The 16,901-nt window shown below is 38.6% G+C and carries 16 protein-coding genes; 14 read left to right on the top strand and 2 right to left on the bottom strand.

Features of this window, described 5'->3' with window-relative positions; genetic code table 11:
* Positions 1-86 precede the first annotated feature (86 nt).
* On the top strand, positions 87-2,084 hold the full coding sequence (gene ligA / locus ACKGJN_RS08975; RefSeq protein ID WP_409539151.1) for an NAD-dependent DNA ligase LigA: 1,998 nt from the start codon (positions 87-89) through the stop codon (positions 2,082-2,084).
* A 361-nt stretch (positions 2,085-2,445) separates the two neighbouring features.
* Here ligA and ACKGJN_RS08970 read toward each other — a convergent pair whose 3' ends face one another.
* Together ACKGJN_RS08970 and ACKGJN_RS08965 are read right to left on the bottom strand one after the other, a co-directional pair.
* Positions 2,446-3,351, bottom strand: coding sequence for a bifunctional metallophosphatase/5'-nucleotidase (locus ACKGJN_RS08970; protein WP_409539150.1), 906 nt, complete (start codon positions 3,349-3,351; stop codon positions 2,446-2,448).
* Between the two features lie 6 nt (positions 3,352-3,357).
* On the bottom strand, positions 3,358-4,116 hold the full coding sequence (locus ACKGJN_RS08965; protein WP_409539149.1) for a 5'-nucleotidase C-terminal domain-containing protein: 759 nt from the start codon (positions 4,114-4,116) through the stop codon (positions 3,358-3,360).
* 144 nt (positions 4,117-4,260) lie between these two features.
* Between ACKGJN_RS08965 and ACKGJN_RS08960 the strand changes: the two genes are divergently transcribed.
* From ACKGJN_RS08960 to ACKGJN_RS08900, 13 genes are all read left to right on the top strand, one after another.
* Positions 4,261-4,959, top strand: a complete 699-nt coding sequence (locus ACKGJN_RS08960; RefSeq protein ID WP_409539148.1) for a hypothetical protein — start codon at positions 4,261-4,263, stop codon at positions 4,957-4,959.
* A gap of 70 nt (positions 4,960-5,029) precedes the next feature.
* Positions 5,030-5,554, top strand: coding sequence for a DUF6913 domain-containing protein (locus ACKGJN_RS08955; RefSeq protein ID WP_409539147.1), 525 nt, complete (start codon positions 5,030-5,032; stop codon positions 5,552-5,554).
* On the top strand, positions 5,547-6,422 hold the full coding sequence (gene dapA / locus ACKGJN_RS08950; RefSeq protein ID WP_409539146.1) for a 4-hydroxy-tetrahydrodipicolinate synthase: 876 nt from the start codon (positions 5,547-5,549) through the stop codon (positions 6,420-6,422). The genes ACKGJN_RS08955 and dapA overlap by 8 nt, the downstream gene beginning before the upstream one ends.
* Positions 6,423-6,554: 132 nt before the next feature.
* On the top strand, positions 6,555-7,403 hold the full coding sequence (locus ACKGJN_RS08945; protein WP_409539145.1) for an outer membrane protein assembly factor BamD: 849 nt from the start codon (positions 6,555-6,557) through the stop codon (positions 7,401-7,403).
* A 13-nt stretch (positions 7,404-7,416) separates the two neighbouring features.
* Positions 7,417-7,749 (top strand): DNA-directed RNA polymerase subunit omega, encoded by a 333-nt coding sequence (locus ACKGJN_RS08940; RefSeq protein WP_409539144.1) that lies wholly within the window; start codon positions 7,417-7,419, stop codon positions 7,747-7,749.
* Positions 7,750-7,753: 4 nt separating this feature from the next.
* Positions 7,754-8,962, top strand: a complete 1,209-nt coding sequence (coaBC, locus tag ACKGJN_RS08935; protein WP_409539143.1) for a bifunctional phosphopantothenoylcysteine decarboxylase/phosphopantothenate--cysteine ligase CoaBC — start codon at positions 7,754-7,756, stop codon at positions 8,960-8,962.
* Positions 8,955-9,845: a type IX secretion system protein PorD gene (gene porD, locus ACKGJN_RS08930; RefSeq protein ID WP_409539142.1), complete on the top strand. Its 891-nt coding sequence runs from the start codon at positions 8,955-8,957 to the stop codon at positions 9,843-9,845. Before coaBC ends, porD begins: the two co-directional genes overlap by 8 nt.
* Before the next feature lie 61 nt (positions 9,846-9,906).
* Positions 9,907-11,559 carry a DNA repair protein RecN gene (recN, locus tag ACKGJN_RS08925; RefSeq protein WP_409539141.1) on the top strand — a complete coding sequence of 551 codons (1,653 nt, stop codon included), beginning with the start codon at positions 9,907-9,909 and terminating at the stop codon, positions 11,557-11,559.
* A 51-nt stretch (positions 11,560-11,610) separates the two neighbouring features.
* Positions 11,611-12,432, top strand: coding sequence for an enoyl-ACP reductase FabI (locus tag ACKGJN_RS08920; protein WP_409539140.1), 822 nt, complete (start codon positions 11,611-11,613; stop codon positions 12,430-12,432).
* A gap of 99 nt (positions 12,433-12,531) precedes the next feature.
* Positions 12,532-13,557: a glycosyltransferase family 2 protein gene (locus tag ACKGJN_RS08915; RefSeq protein ID WP_409539139.1), complete on the top strand. Its 1,026-nt coding sequence runs from the start codon at positions 12,532-12,534 to the stop codon at positions 13,555-13,557.
* Complete coding sequence (locus tag ACKGJN_RS08910; RefSeq protein WP_409539138.1) at positions 13,529-14,488, top strand: CdaR family protein; 960 nt, start codon at positions 13,529-13,531, stop codon at positions 14,486-14,488. Before ACKGJN_RS08915 ends, ACKGJN_RS08910 begins: the two co-directional genes overlap by 29 nt.
* Before the next feature lie 184 nt (positions 14,489-14,672).
* Entirely contained in the window at positions 14,673-15,263 is a 591-nt protein-coding gene (gene coaE / locus ACKGJN_RS08905; RefSeq protein ID WP_409539137.1) for a dephospho-CoA kinase, read from the top strand.
* Between the two features lie 66 nt (positions 15,264-15,329).
* Positions 15,330-16,898, top strand: coding sequence for a sensor histidine kinase (locus ACKGJN_RS08900; RefSeq protein ID WP_409539136.1), 1,569 nt, complete (start codon positions 15,330-15,332; stop codon positions 16,896-16,898).
* Positions 16,899-16,901: the final 3 nt, after the last annotated feature.

Raw genomic sequence — 16,901 nt, 5'->3', positions numbered from 1 at the left:
CCTGAATGAAATATATTTCGGGCAGGCCTCGGAAATTAAACCCTCAATGAGGGATTAAAAACCAATTTTTCAACCCTCCCTTCTGAATGGATATAGAAGACAGAATAAATCAACTCCGCAAAGAACTTAGCGAACATAATTACAATTATTATGTGCTTGATAAACCCGTAATAAGTGATTACGAGTTTGATATGAAGCTGAAGGAATTACAGGAACTTGAGAAAAAACATCCTGAATTCTTTGATCCTAATTCCCCTTCGCAGCGGGTTGGGGGGGAGGTTACCAAAAGCTTTAGAACGGTAGTACACGATCATCCCATGTATTCGCTTTCCAATTCTTATTCAAAAGAAGAGCTGGAAGACTGGGAAAAGCGTGTGATGAAGCTGGTGGATGAACCTGTGGAATTTGCATGTGAATTGAAATATGACGGCGCCTCGATCAGTTTAACCTATGAAAACGGAAAATTTTTGAAGGCCGTGACCCGTGGAGATGGTGCTCAGGGAGATGATGTATCTCATAATGTTAGAACCATACGATCTGTTCCGCTTCTATTAAAAGGAGATGTTCCCAAACGATTTGATATCCGGGGCGAGATTGTTTTGCCTTATGAAGGATTTGCAAAATTAAACGCAGAACGTGTAGAACTGGGCGAGGAGCCTTATGCCAATCCTCGTAATACAGCTTCGGGAAGTTTGAAATTACAGGATAGTGCTGAGGTTGCAAAAAGACCTCTGGACTGTTTGCTTTATGGGATCACGGGTGATAACCTTCAGTTAAATTCTCATTTTGAAAGCCTTCAGAAAGCCCGGGAATGGGGTTTTAAAGTCCCAAAAGAAGCAACTTTGGTGCAAAGTGTGGATGAGGTGCTTGATTTTGTGAATTATTGGGAGCAGCACCGGCATGATCTTCCCTATGAAATAGATGGAGTAGTTGTAAAGATTAACAATTTCAGGCAACAGGAGGAATTAGGGTTTACAGCCAAATCTCCCCGTTGGGCAATGGCTTATAAATTCAAGGCAGAGCAGGTTTCCACAAAATTGAATAAAATAACCTATCAGGTTGGCCGTACCGGGGCAATTACCCCGGTTGCTAATCTTAAGCCCGTTCAACTGGCCGGGACCGTTGTGAAAAGGGCTTCCCTGCACAATGCCGATCAAATTGCAAAACTGGATATCCGCGAAGGGGATACGGTTTTTGTGGAAAAAGGAGGCGAGATCATTCCCAAGATAATAGGAGTGGATTTTAGCAAACGCGACCCGAAAACCGAAGAAACACAATACATCACTCATTGCCCCGAATGCGATACAGAATTGATTCGGAATGAAGGAGAGGCCCAGCATTATTGTCCTAATTATAATGGCTGTCCACCTCAAATCATTGGTCGTATCCAGCATTATATTTCACGGAAAGCGATGGATATAGAAGGCCTGGGCGGAGAAACCGTGGCCCTGCTCGTAAATGCAGGTCTCATTCATAATTATGCCGATCTTTATTCGCTGAACAAGGAAGATATCCTTCCTTTGGAACGCATTGCAGAAAAATCGGCTGAGAATCTTATTCGGGGAATAGAGAATTCGAAGGAAATTCCTTTTCCCAGAGTCCTTTTTGGATTGGGGATTAGGTATGTGGGAGAGACTGTAGCCAAAAAGCTGTCCAGACATTATAAAAACATCGATGCACTATCAAAAGCTTCGGAAGAAGATTTAATAAATGTGGATGAAATAGGAGAACGGATCGCTCAAAGCGTTACCGACTTTTTTGCTTCCGAAGAAAATCAGGAGATCATTCGGCGCTTAAAGGAATATGGCGTGAAGATGGAGATTTCCGCAGAAAAACTTGCGAATCAAACCGATACATTACAGGGAGAAAGTTTTGTGATATCGGGGGTTTTTGAAAAGCTGTCCAGAGATCAGTTAAAAAAGATGATCGAAGACAACGGCGGGAAAGTTTCCTCATCCATTTCTTCTAAAACCAATTACCTGGTAGCCGGGGAAAATATGGGGCCAAGTAAACTCGCCAAAGCAGAAAAACTGGGAACAAAAATTCTTAGTGAAGATGAATTTCTTGGAATGTTAGGAGCGTAATTGAAGTCCTTGGCGTTGGAAATGGACATTAGGTGGCTGATTATTTTGTTGGCCCCGTATTAGGAAATTGTAGAATGGTGCTTTCTTAAACCACAAATGGCACACAAAGCCTTGCTATTCCAATTCAGCTCTTTGGTATAGTAATCCCTTTTATAATTTTCAACTAAATAATTATCTATTTGGTTCAATTTAAATCATCATTTTTTCTTTTTGTCCTCTGTGGTTTTTTCTTTGTGACTTTGTGGTTAAATTTGGAATGAAGCAAAAACGGCAATTCTTAATTGAGATCTATAAAATAATCCACAATGTTATAAAACAGAACCTTTAATATTATTAAATGCAAAGTCCTGCAGTGGAAGCTTTACACAGAAATACTTCTTCCATCCCCGGAAATATTATTTTCCTTATCCAGATAAAAATCTATTCGACCCAAATAGAGGCCATAACAACCCACCTGATTTATAAGTACTTTTTTACCCACTTTATTGCTGTGTACTTCCGGTTTTTCCAAAAATGTATGAGTATGTCCCCCAATGATAAGGTCTATATTTTCTGTCGCTGCCGCCAGTTTGACATCAGAGATCTTATCTGATCTATAGCTGTGTCCAAGATGGGAAAGACAGATCACAATATCACATTTTTTATCTTCTTTTAATATCCTGCTCATATCTGTTGCGATCTCTACCGGATCCAGATATTTTGTTTCCTTATAAAGGTACGCATTCACTAAACCTTTTAATTCCACTCCCAGTCCGAAGATTCCAATCCTTACTCCATCTTTTTTGAAGATTTTGTGTGGCAATACGTGCTCACTCATCACCGTATTGCTGAAATCATAATTGGAGGAAATAAAATCGAAATCGGCGTGTGGAAGCTGGGCGTAAAGGCCGTCTATTCCATTATCGAAATCGTGATTTCCAATGGTGGAGGCATCGTATTTCAATTTGCTCATCAATTTGAATTCCAGTTCTCCCCCGTAAAAATTAAAGAAAGGAGTTCCCTGGAAAATATCTCCGGCATCCAGCAGAAGCGTATTTGGATTTTCGTTCCTGATATTATCAATTAAGGTTGCCCGCCGTGCCACTCCGCCCATATTTGGATTCCGGGGGTCATTTGGGCTTAAGGGTTCTATATGACTATGAACATCATTGGTATGCAGAATAGTGATGTGTTTTTTATAATTTTTAGAAAACGAAAGGGATAGGCCTCCAAGGCCAATAAATGCTCCTGTAGCTGCGGTTTGTTGAATAAAATTCCTTCTTTGCATAGCCCTTTATTGTATTTTGATATACCGGTTATCCCTTGTGGTCTTTAAGGTATCCACTTTTTGAAAATAATCTATAATTGTATTCCGGATCTTATACTTCATGTTGTATAAATTAACCGGATCTTTAAAAAAGATCATATTATCTCCACCCTGCTGAAGATAATCGGAGGTTGCCACAAAATATGATTTTTCAGGATCGATTTTTTCCTGGTTTATGGTGGCTTCAATGATCTTGTAATTTTTATCTACCCTAATCTGAATACCGCTCAAAGGATGGGCAGTTCTATTGCTTTCAAGATAAGAGAGCATTTCATTTATTTTATTCCCGGTGAGTTCAACGATTACCACCTCGTTCTCAAATGGCATAAGGCTATATGCGGTTCTGGCGTTCACAGGTCCTTTTCCTACAGCAGCTCTTATACCGCCGTAGTTTAGTAAAACAAGGTTGATTTCTTTACCAGTTCTGCTTTTAAATACCGGGTTTACCTGCGCCATGATGATGTCGGCCATCAGGTTTCCCAGTGCTGTATTCAATTCACCATCGTTCTTGTTTAAATTGGTTGGATTGTATGCCAGAACGCTGTCCAGGGTTTTATTGATATGTTGGGAATATGGTTTTATAAAGTTTTCAATGCTGGAATCGGGCGTGATGCTTTGGTCTATCGCGATTCGTTTCCCCTCAATTTCTGCGGGTTCCAGGGTTCCGGTCTTGCACGAGATAAAATTCAGTGCAAGTAAAGAAAAGATAAGAATTTTAAATTTCATTATGGACTTTTTTGCATTGCAAATATAAAGAGATTTTAACCAAACCTTTCTAAAAGTAAATTCTTACAATTGTTAATAATATTAACATTATAATGAATGTCTTTCTTCCTTGTTCCAATATATTTACAGCCTTTAATACCCCCAATGAAACCAAAATTTAGATTTATAACAGCTTTTATATGCCTGATGATCATGGACATTATGGCTATATTCTCTACCTGGTTTTGGGTTGTTAATATCATTTATATCATTTTTTTATTTACCGCAGTATGGATGTTTCGTAAGAAATATAAAAAGTTCAACACCTATTTATTTATATTCATTGGATTTTCCGGTTTGGCTTTTCTGGCAAGAATCTTCGAAACAGCCTGGTATTTTAATCAGGTATCTTTAATCCTTTTAACAATCGCTTACCTCGCTCTTATTATGGAGTCGGTGAAATATATAGAAATGAAAAATGCGAGTAATTATATGTTGCTTTATTTCACATTGATTGTTGGAATAAATGCGTATTTGCTGGGCATTCACGTTTTCGACCTGAGGTTTTATCTTTCCAGCGGCCTGGATTACGGGATTTACATTTTTTATTATATCAATTTACTTATACTTGGAATTTTTGGTTTTATCTATTATTTAAATTCCTATTCCAAAAAAGCCGTTTATTTTGTTTCCCTTATTCTGGCTCTAATATTTGCTGAAGTTCTTAGGGATATGGGGGTTTTTTATATGCAGGATCCAAGCGTGGAAGTTGCAGAAGCTATTCTAAGACTGGCAGTTGCCTTATTTGCAGTCTTGTTTTTTATCACCAAAGAAAAAAAGTTGCACCTTATAAATATGATATAGCACACTTTTTCAATTCTATTTTCCGTTTACTTTAAGAATCCCTAATTTTACGGCGGATTACACAATTTATATGATTAGAAATGGTATTAAACTATCGGTTGCGAAAAGAAAAATTTCGAGGCTTGTAGAAGCAAGAGAACAGGAAAATTTTAAAATTCCAGTTAAATCCATCGGAATTATTGCCGATCTTAAAAATATAAAAGCTTTTGAAGTTTTAGAACAATTAAGGGATCAACTAAATATAAAATCTAAAAATTTTAAAACCCTTTTATACGCTGAAAGTCATCAAAGCATTCAGGATTATTCCGGACAACGTTATTCGTTAAGGGATATCGATATTAAAGCTTCGGTAAAAAATGAAGCTTTGGAGAAATTTACCTCAGAACCTGTTGATTTACTTATTACTTTTGCCGAAGAAAACAATACAGCAGTTCATCTTATTACCGCGTTTTGTAAGGCGGGAATTAAGGTAGGACGATATCGCAAGAATGAAGCTTTATACGATATCATCCTTCAGGCGGATAATGATCATGAATTGTTTGTAGATGAATTGATGAAATACATAAAAAATTTAAAAAAATCGAATAATGAATAAATTGATTGGCACCGGGGTAGCGCTCATAACTCCGTTTAAAAATGATCTCACTGTAGACCAGGAAAGCCTTGCCAAACTTGTAAAAAATCAAATTGCAAATGGAATAAATTATTTGGTGGTGTTAGGTACCACCGCGGAGGTTGCAACGCTTACCAAGGCTGAAAAAAAACTGGTTATTGATACAGTAATTAAGGCCAACAATTCACAACTTCCGCTTGTATTGGGTATTGGCGGGAATAATACCGCAGCTCTTGTAGAGGAGTTATCGTATGAAGATCTTTCTGCTTTTGAAGCGGTTCTATCGGTTTCCCCGTATTACAATAAACCAACCCAGGAAGGAATTTATCAGCATTACAAAGCCCTTTCGGAAGCATCCCCAAAACCCATTATAATATATAATGTACCAGGAAGGACAGCTTCCAATGTCTTACCAGCAACTATAAAAAGACTTGCGGAAGATTTTCACAATATTATTGGAATAAAAGAAGCCGCAGGAGATATGGTGCAGGCCATGAAACTTATTGCTATGGTCCCCGAAGGTTTTCTGGTTATTTCCGGCGATGACATGATCACTTTGCCAATGATACTTGCAGGAGGACACGGAGTGATTTCAGTAATAGGACAGGGATTCCCGGCCGAATTTTCTGAAATGGTGAAAATTGGGTTGGAAAGCAAAGTGAAAGAAGCCTATAAACTGCATTATAAAATTGCACCTTCCATAGATTTGATCTTTTCTGAAGGAAATCCTGCCGGTATAAAATCGCTGCTTCATTCCAAAGGTTTATGTGAAGAGGCTGTGAGACTACCATTGATGAAAGCTTCAGAAAAATTAAAAAAGGAACTGAGCAGATTCGTTGAAGCATTTTAGTCCAGATTATATTGAAATACTGGAAATTCCTTTGGGAATAGCGCAGGAGCTTGCTCCGGCGTAAGAAATAGAAATTGGGATTGCTATGAACGAAAGTTTTTATTATCTAACATAAAAGAGTACTTTTGCAGGATGTTTTTACAAAGAATGAAAAAAAGTTTATTATTTTTAGGTGTACTTTTAATGCTTGTTTCCTGTGGGGAATATCAAAAAGTATTAAAAAGTGAGGACGTTGGCCTGAAATATTCAACAGCTGAAAAGCTTTATGACGAGGCTAAAGAGGAAAACAGTAAATCCAAATATCGGAAAGCCTTAAGGTTATTTGAACAAATCGTTCCACAATATCGTGGAAAACCACAGGGAGAAAAGGTGACTTTCCTTTTTGCCGATACCTATTTTCAATTGGGCGATGATTACCTTGCCGGATATCAATTTGAGCGTTTTACGCAGGCATATCCCAATAGTGATAAAATAGAAGAAGCCGCCTTTAAAAGTGCAAAGAGTTATTATTTTCTGTCTCCAAGATATGATCTGGATCAAACGGAAACGTATAAGGCTATTACCGAGCTTCAAAAATATATAGATAGTTACCCCGATGGTGAAAACCTGGAGGAAGCCAATAAGCTGGCAACAGAACTAAGGGTGAAACTTGAGAAGAAAGCCTACCAGATTGCGTGGGAATATTATAATAAAGGGGAAGCAGGACTTCCCGGGCAGAATTATAAAGCTGCAGTTGTTGCTTTTACAAATTTTTTAAGTGATTACCCCGGATCACCTTTCAGGGAAGAAGCATATTTTTACAGATTTTCGGCCGCATACGAATTGGCTGTTAACAGCTATGCATTTTTGATAAAGGAGCGTTTGACAGACGCGAAAACCTTTTATAACAGTTATATAAGGTATTATAAAGAAGGAAGTCCTTATTACGAGCAAATTCAGGCTTTGAACAGGGACTTAGAATCAAGACTACAAAATTTTTAATCATAACTCAACGATGGATTTAAAAAGAATCAATGCACCAATCAACACTACCACGATCGATAAGAATCAGGTAGATGCCCCTACAAATAACATTTATGAGGCTATTGCGGTAATTGCAAAAAGAGCGACTCAAATCAATTCTGAAATCAAAAAAGAGCTTTTGGAAAAGTTGGATGAATTTGCAACTTACAACGATAGTCTGGATGAGATTTTTGAGAACAAAGAGCAAATCGAAGTGTCCAAATACTACGAAAAATTGCCTAAACCTCATTCTCTTGCAGTTCAGGAATGGTTAGAGGATAAAATTTACTACCGTAATACGCAGGATACTCAGGACGAGATATAATATAATGAGCGTGCTAAAGGGCAAGAGGATACTATTAGGCATTACCGCCGGTATTGCTGCCTATAAAACAGCCTTTCTTGTTAGGTTATTTATTAAAGCCGGAGCCCAGGTGAAAGTTATCCTAACTCCGGCGGCAAAGGATTTTGTAACCCCACTTACGCTATCCACGCTTTCCAAAAACGAGGTGATTTCTTCTTTCACAAAGGATGAGGATGAAAATGCCATGTGGAACAATCACGTTGAACTCGGCCTTTGGGCCGATTTTATGCTTATAGCCCCCGCTACCGCCAATACGCTTTCTAAAATGGCATCCGGGGCAAGCGATAATTTTCTTCTCGCAACCTATCTTTCAGCAAAATGCCCGGTATATTTTGCACCCGCAATGGATTTGGATATGTACAAGCATCCGGCTACCAAAAAAAGTTTTGAAACGCTTCAATCCTTTGGAAATACGATGATTCCGGCAGAATCAGGGGAACTCGCCAGCGGACTTACAGGAGCGGGAAGAATGGCCGAACCGGAAAATATCCTGAAATTTATTGAAGCTCATTTATTGAAAAAAATGCCGCTTCAGAATAAAAAAATTCTAATCACTGCCGGCCCAACATACGAAGCAATAGATCCTGTGCGTTTTATAGGAAACCATTCCAGCGGAAAAATGGGTTTTGAACTCGCGATAGAATCAGCTAAATTAGGTGCCCAGGTTATCCTGATTACCGGCCCAACCCATTTGAACACAGATTTACCTGAAATTGAATTGATACGGGTTACTGGTGCCGGGGAGATGTATGATGCCGTGCACAGGTTTTACCAGAATGTGGATATAGTAATTGCTGCCGCGGCTGTTTCAGATTACAAACCTAAAGTTGTTTCCGCCCAGAAAATGAAAAAGAAGGATTCGGCCTTGTCTATAGAACTGGAACCTACAAAAGATATACTCGCTTCCCTGGGTAAGCTTAAAAAACATCAGAAATTGATAGGATTTGCTTTAGAAACCACTGATGAACTCGAGAATGCGACCGGGAAACTGGAGCGAAAAAACCTCGATTTTATAGTGCTCAATTCCTTAAATGATGAAGGAGCTGGATTCAAAAAGGACACCAATAAAATTAGCATTATCACAAAAACCTCAGTAAAGAATTTTGAATTGAAATCCAAAACTGAAGTCGCGAAGGATATTTTAAACGAAATAATCAATATGCCAGATGAATAAGATCATACTCTTAGTTGCATTTTTCCTGGGAATAACATCACTGAACGCGCAGGAACTAAATTGTGAGGTCATAGTAAATGCCGAGCAAACCGGGCAAACCAATCTGCAGGTTTTTAAAACCCTGGAACGCTCTATTTCAGAATTGATCAATCAAACCAGTTGGACAGATAATGAATTTCAAAATCAGGAACGAATTAACTGCAGCATTTTCATCAATATCACCAGTTTTGAGAATGAAACATTTAGCGGAACCATTCAGGTGCAATCTTCAAGACCGGTTTTTGGTTCTTCCATGATAAGCCCGGTATTTAATTTCAACGATGTGCAGTTCAGTTTTAATTACAGGGAATTTGAACCCTTAAATTACAGTCAGAACTCCTATAGTTCGAACCTGGTTTCGGTGCTTTCCTTTTATGTTTATACTATTTTGGGCTTAGATGCCGACACTTTTTCTCCGGAAGGAGGCACTCAGTATTACCAGGAAGCAAATAGGATAGTTTCAACCGCGCAGCAGGGGAATATGCCCGGCTGGCGGGGAACCGATGGTGCGCGTTCGAGGTACAGGTTGAACACAGATCTTTTATCTAATGCCTTTGCGGTTTACAGGGACGTTGTTTATACGTATCACCGGCAAGGCTTGGATTTGATGCATAAAGATCCCGCAGCCGGAAAAAAAGCAGTTGCAAACTCCCTGGAAAAATTAAATTCGCTGAACGATACCCGACCTAATTCTTTATTAATGCGGGTGTTTTTTGATGCGAAAGCACAGGAAATTGAGCAAATATTTGGGGGAGGCCCATCGGTTCCTATTTCAAGCCTGGTAGAAACACTAAACCGTATTGCCCCAATGTACACAGAAAATTGGCGTAAGATCCAATTCTAGGTCTTTCCGTTTTGATTGGAACGAATTTCTCTTGTATCTTTAGCTTTAAATTCAATATACCTTGCTAACCGCTTTATCCATTAAAAATTACGCTCTCATTGAGGACATTAAGATCGACCTCCGTCAGGGATTTACTATAATTACGGGCGAAACCGGTGCCGGAAAATCCATCATGCTGGGCGCAATGGGGTTACTGCTTGGGAAACGTGCCGATTATAGCGCGATTCGTTCTTCCAGGGATAAATGTGTTATCGAAGGGTATTTTGATATTTCCAACTACAGGCTGAAAGATTTTTTTGAAGCTGAAGATCTCGATTACGAACCACAATCAATTATTCGCAGGGAAATACTTTCCTCCGGAAAATCCCGTGCTTTTATCAACGATACTCCTGTTACACTTCCTGTTCTTGTGAAACTGGGAGATCTTCTTATAGATATTCACGGGCAGCATCAAACCCTTAGCCTGGGTGAAAATCAATATCAGTTTGAGGTGCTGGATACTCTATCCGGAAATGCCGATTTGCTCCAGGAATATCAGTTGAAACTGAGTTCCTATAAAAAATTACAACAACAGCTGGTACAATTAAAGGAAACGCAGGCAAAAGCTATCAAGGAACACGATTATAATTTGTTCCTGCTTAAAGAACTTGAGGATGCCCGGTTAAAATCGGGAATGCTGGAAGATCTGGAAGAGCGTTTTGAGGAACTTAACAATGTTGAAATCCTCACCGAGTATTTAGGAAATGCGGTAACCCAAATTGAACAGGAGGAAATTGGGACGCTGGCAGGATTAAAAGATGTTAGACTTAACCTGAATAAAATTTCAGGTTTTTCAACCACCTACGCTGCCTTACAGGAGCGCGTGCAAAGCGTTATTATAGAATTGGATGATATTTCACAGGAGCTGGGAAATGCCCTGGAAAGGGTAGAGGCTAATCCTAAAGAACTGGAAGAGGTAAATGCAAAGCTTCAGGTGCTGTATAATTTGCAGAAAAAACATGCTGCGGAAGGTTTAGATGCTCTTATTGGAATTATGGCTCAACTTCAGGAAAAGGTTGACTTTACAGAAAATGCTGAAGCCGATCTTGAAAAAGTAATCAAACAAATTGAAATAGATAAAACCGCTCTGAAAGAAATTTCGGTTAAAATACATAAGAACAGGGAAAAGGCTATTCCCGGATTCATAAAGGAAGTTGAAACCATTATTTATGAACTGGGAATGCCAAATGCAAGGTTAAAGATAGACCTTAAACTTCAGCAGGAATTCTTCAGCAACGGTCAGGATCAGCTTTCCTGGTATTTATCGGCCAATAAAGGCGGTAATTTTTCCGAGATTAAAAAAGCCGCTTCCGGAGGGGAACTCTCCAGGATAATGCTTGCTGTAAAAAGTATTTTGGCTTCAAGGAGCAACCTGCCAACTATAATTTTTGATGAGATAGATACCGGCGTTTCCGGAGATATCGCTCAAAAAATGGGGGATATTCTTCAGAATATGGGGAATTCCATGCAGGTGATCGCCATCACGCACTTGCCGCAAATAGCCGGGAAAGGAAGTAAACACTTTAAGATTTTTAAGGAAGATATTGGAGAAACCACGATAACTAAAATAAGGGTACTTGAAACCGAGGAGCGAATTGAAGAACTGGCCTTGATGCTTGGCGGAAATACAAAAAGTGAATCGGCGATGGCACACGCAAGGGCATTGCTTAATTAAATTCAAGTTTGTTATATTTACGGCCTTTACAACTATAAAAAACCAAAACACATGTCATACAATTTACTAAAAGGAAAAAGAGGAATTATTTTTGGCGCTTTAGATGAAAATTCCATCGCCTGGAAAACTGCCGAACGCGTGCATGAAGAAGGAGGGAAGTTTGTCCTTACCAATGCACCTATCGCTATGAGGATGGGAAATATTAAAGATCTTGCCAAAAAAACAAATTCTGAGATCATTCCTGCAGATGCTACCAGTGTTGAAGATTTGGAAAACCTTGTAGAAAAGGCGACCGAGATTCTTGGTGGAAAACTGGATTTTGTATTACATTCCATAGGAATGTCGGTAAATGTGAGAAAAGGAAACCATTATACCAATATGGATTACGATTACACTCATAAAGGATGGGACGTATCTGCGGTTTCTTTTCATAAAACAATGCAGGTGCTTTACAAAAAGGAAGCGATGAATGAGTGGGGAAGTATTGTAGCGCTAACTTACATGGCTGCACAACGCGTATTCCCGGATTATAACGATATGGCCGACAACAAAGCATATTTGGAGTCTATTGCCCGTAGTTTTGGATATTTCTTCGGAAAAGATAAAAAAGTAAGGGTAAATACAATTTCTCAATCTCCTACGCCAACCACTGCCGGACAAGGCGTGAAAGGATTTGATGGATTTATAGCCTATGCAGATAAGATGTCGCCTCTTGGAAATGCAACCGCAATGGATTGTGCAAATTATACGTTGACCTTGTTTTCCGACCTTACAAAACGGGTAACTCTTCAGAATTTATACAACGACGGTGGTTTTTCCAATATGGGTGTAAGTCAGGAAGTGATGGATACTTTTATGAAAGATTCAGAGTAGTAGAATTGAAATGATCCAATTCTATAGCTAGAAAAATAACCTGCTGGATTCAAAGGATTTAGTAGGTTTTTTTTTGATTTAGAGATTATGACTGACTAGATGCAATTAAATTATTCATTTATCATCCCGGTTTACAACAGGCCGGAAGAGATCAGGGAATTGCTGCAAAGCATGCAGGAGCTGGAATTTCCAGCTTCCTTTGAGATCGTGATCATAGAAGATGGCTCTACGCTTTCTTCTGAAGAGGTGATAAAGGATTTTCAAAAAAAGCTACAGATCAGTTATTATTTTAAGCCGAATTCCGGTCCCGGAGATTCCAGGAATTTTGGAATGGAAAAGGCAGCGGGAAATTATTTTCTAATTCTGGATTCTGATGTTTTGTTACCGCCGAATTATTTACATGAAGTACATTCCTATCTGTCTCAACATTACACCGATTGTTTTGGAGGTCCAGATGCTGCACATCCTGAATTCTCCAATTTACAGAAAGCTATTAATTATGCGATGACTTCCTTTTTAACCACGGGAGGAATTCGGGGCAGAAAAAAAGCGGTGGGTAAATTCCAGCCACGGAGTTTTAATATGGGATTATCAAAAAAGGCTTTTGAAGCTTCCGGTGGGTTTGGTGAAATTCATCCCGGGGAAGATCCGGATCTTTCGCTTCGGTTGGAAAAACTGGGTTTTGAAACCCGGCTCATCCCAAATGCGGTAGTTTTTCATAAGCGCAGGATCGACTGGGAAAAATTCTATGTTCAGGTGCGAAAATTTGGAATGGTGCGCCCGGTATTAAACCTTTGGCATCCTGGATCTGGTAAGATTACCTACTGGTTTCCCAGCTTTTTTATCCTGGGATTGACCGCTGCATTAATTTTGCTACTTTTAGGGATTCCCTTTTTCTTTTTATGTTATTTGCTGTATTTTTTGATAATTGGAACAGATGCTGCAGTAAAAAATAACAGTTTTGATATTGGTTTGGCAGCAATTGTTGCTACTTTTATTCAATTCTATGGATATGGCACTGGCTTTTTAAAAGCCATTTGGAAAATAAAATTCCTAAAACTAAAACCTCAAATCGCTTTTCCGAAGCTATTTTTTAATGATGCAAGACAAAACAAAACAGCGTAAACCCCTAATAAAAAAAGGTCCACTAAAAACATTTTTGTTTTTTCTGGCATTTTCGGCATTTGTGTGGATTTTCGTTCAATTTTCAAAACAATATTCGGAAGTGGTAGGATTTCCCATCACCTATATCAATGTTCCAAAAGACAAAATCATCCTTGGAGACTCCCCCAACAGTTTGGAGCTTAGGCTTCGGGATAATGGGATAAATATAGCTTTCAGAAAAATTTTCCCGAAAAAACTGGCGATAGATATCAGTGAAACTACCGAGGATGGCAATAAACTTATCTACGATCTTGAGAAACAAAAGCAGGCAATCCTAACGCAGCTAAAAATTGATTATGAGGATGTGAATTTTCTTCAGGAAGATTTGAAGATAAATTTTGAGCAGCGTATGGTTAAAAAACTCCCTATAGTTCCCGATATTGAATTAAGCTTTTCTGTAGGTTATTCGGCCCTGGAAGGCATTAAGCTGGAACCGGATTCGGTCACTATAAGCGGACCAAAAAATATCCTGGATACCCTTCAAAAGGTTCAAACAAGATCTTTAAGGATCAATAATATTAGTAAGGATGTTCAGGGGAGTATTAAACTGAATACTGCAAATTTGAAGAGACTTACTTTTTACAGGGAGGAGGTTAACTATTCCCTGCGAACAGATAAGTTTACTGAAGGAAAAGCAGTGATTCCCGTAGAGCTTGTCAACGTTCCTGAAAATTTGAATGTAGTGATCTTTCCAAAGGAGGTGACGGTTTTTTACCAGGTAAGTCTGCAAAAATATGATAAAATAAATCCTTCCGGTTTCAAAGTTGTGGCCGATTTTCAAAAGGCCAGCAATAGTGACGGGTATCTATTGGCGCAAATCGTGAAGAAACCACAATTGGTAAACAATGTGCGTTTAAATGAACAGAAGATACAATTTATAATTAAACGATGAAACATCCATAACGGCAAGTAGATACACAGGGGGGGATTATTATGGATGTCTCCAGATAGCCATCGGGGGACCGATAAAAAACAATAATATAAACATTTGAAATGAGCATAATGGAAACACGATACAAACTCGGGTGAAGATATGCGAATAGATATGACCAATAAAAAACAATAAATATCCACATATGAAAGTAGCTGGACTTACCGGCGGAATGGGAAGCGGAAAAACCACCGTTGCCGGTTTTTTCCGGGAACTGGGAGTTCCGGTTTATATTGCCGATGAGGCCGGAAAGAGGCTAATGGATACTTCTGCAGAAGTTAAATCTCAAATTATCCAGGTCTTTGGGAAAGAAGCATATTCCGAAGGAAAACTTAACAGAAAATACATAGCTTCTAAAGTTTTCAATAAGAAGGAACAACTTGAAAATCTAAACAAGATAGTTCATCCGGCTGTAGCCCGGGATTTTGAGGAATGGAAAAATGCCCAAACTAAGGCTTATGTGATTTATGAAGCGGCTATTTTGCTTGAAACAGGTGGGCAATCCCGCTGTGATTGGGTAATACTGGTAACTGCAGATAGGGAAAACAGGATCCAAAGACTTCAAAAACGCGATCAAAGTACAGTGAAAGAAATTGAAGCGAGATTGAAGCATCAATGGAGTGATGAGAAAAAACGTACTCTTGCCGATTTCGAAATAAAAAACGATGATTTATCTTCTACAAAAGAACAGGTGCAGAATATTCATGAATTTATCTTAAAAGCTATTAAAAATTAGGATATGTTTTGTTAACATTTGGTTAAAGAGATAAGGCTCTAAATGTTAAAATATTACTTTTGATCCATGAATAAAAAGTTGTTCCTTTTACTGGTTGTGCTGATGAGTCTATCGCTAATTGGGATTATTTTTGTTCAGGGATATTGGATAAAAAGCACGGTGGAAGATAAGGAAGAGCAATTCTCCTATAATGCCAAACAGGTTCTTGTGAATGTTTCAGAAAATATCCAAAATAATGAGTTGGAAAGGTTTTGGTATAAATTTACCGATACCGACAATTCCGCCATTCTCTTAAATGAAAAGGTTTTAAATGAATATTTTCTTTTGAAACAGGAAGGGGAAGATGGTAAATCTGCTAGGTTATCTGAAGGGATCCCTGATGACGATTATAAAATTACTTCAGATTTCCTTGTTTTTGCCCAGGACAGCCTTCAGTTCTCCGATCTTATAAACGATAAGTTATCGTCGATTCTGAATAAAGGAAATACCCAGGGAGCGGTGCTTACGTCAGAAGAAAAGCTTAACAGGTTTATGCAAATGGAGGAGATGGAAAAAGATGTTTTACGTTCTTTTATCCTGGAATATACTTCCCGGATCCCAATTCATCAAAGACTTTCGGAGAGTGCAGTTGAAGAACATTTGAAAACCGAGCTTCAAAATTATAACCTTAATACAGCATTTGAATATGCGGTTTACAGCAATTCATTGGCAACTAAGGTACATTCAGATAATTTCTCCCCGGATTATCCGGCAACCTATTCGGTGCCGCTGTTTATAAATAATACCGGCGACAGCGATTATCAATTGCTGGTTAATTTCACAGGTAAAAAGAAAGTGGTGCTATCATCGGTTACTTTGATGGCGCTGCTCTCCATAATTTTTACGCTTATTATTGTAATAGCCTATTCAAGTGCGTTATCTCAATTGATCAAACAGCGGCAGATTTCCCAGATCAAAACCGATTTCATCAATAATATGACCCACGAGTTTAAAACACCTATTGCAACCATTAATTTAGCGTTGGATGCCATTAAAAACCCCAAAATAATTAGCGATAAGGAAAAAGTTGCCCGTTATCTGCAAATGATTAGGGATGAGAATAAAAGAATGAACGCCCAGGTAGAAAATGTATTGCAGATATCAAAACTGGAAAAAAACGAACTGGACTTAAAAAAGGAACGGCTGCAGTTACATGAACTTGTGGAGGAAGCGATGAGCCATGTAGAGTTGATTGTAGAGGACAGGAATGGGTATATAAAAACCCATTTTGGAGCTTTGAAATCTTCCGTGCTGGCAAATCAAAATCATATGACCAATGTGCTGGTAAATGTGCTTGACAATGCGATTAAATATTCTGAAGATCCCCCTAAAATTGATATCTATTCTGAAAATGTTAAGAATTTAATAGTGTTGAAAATCAGAGATCAGGGAATGGGGATGAATAGGATAGTACAACGAAAAATATTTGAAAAATTCTATCGTGAGCACACGGGAGATATACATAATGTAAAAGGTCACGGCTTAGGTCTGGCTTATGTTAAACGCATCCTGGACGACCACCACGGAACTATTTCCGTGGAAAGCGAAAAGGGAAAAGGAAGTACTTTTATAATTAAATTACCATTAATAACTTAGAAT

The organism is Gillisia xinjiangensis (assembly GCF_046298265.1).
In the GTDB taxonomy this organism is placed as follows: Bacteria; Bacteroidota; Bacteroidia; order Flavobacteriales; family Flavobacteriaceae; genus Gillisia; species Gillisia xinjiangensis.
This window is presented reverse-complemented; position numbering and strand designations above follow the sequence as displayed.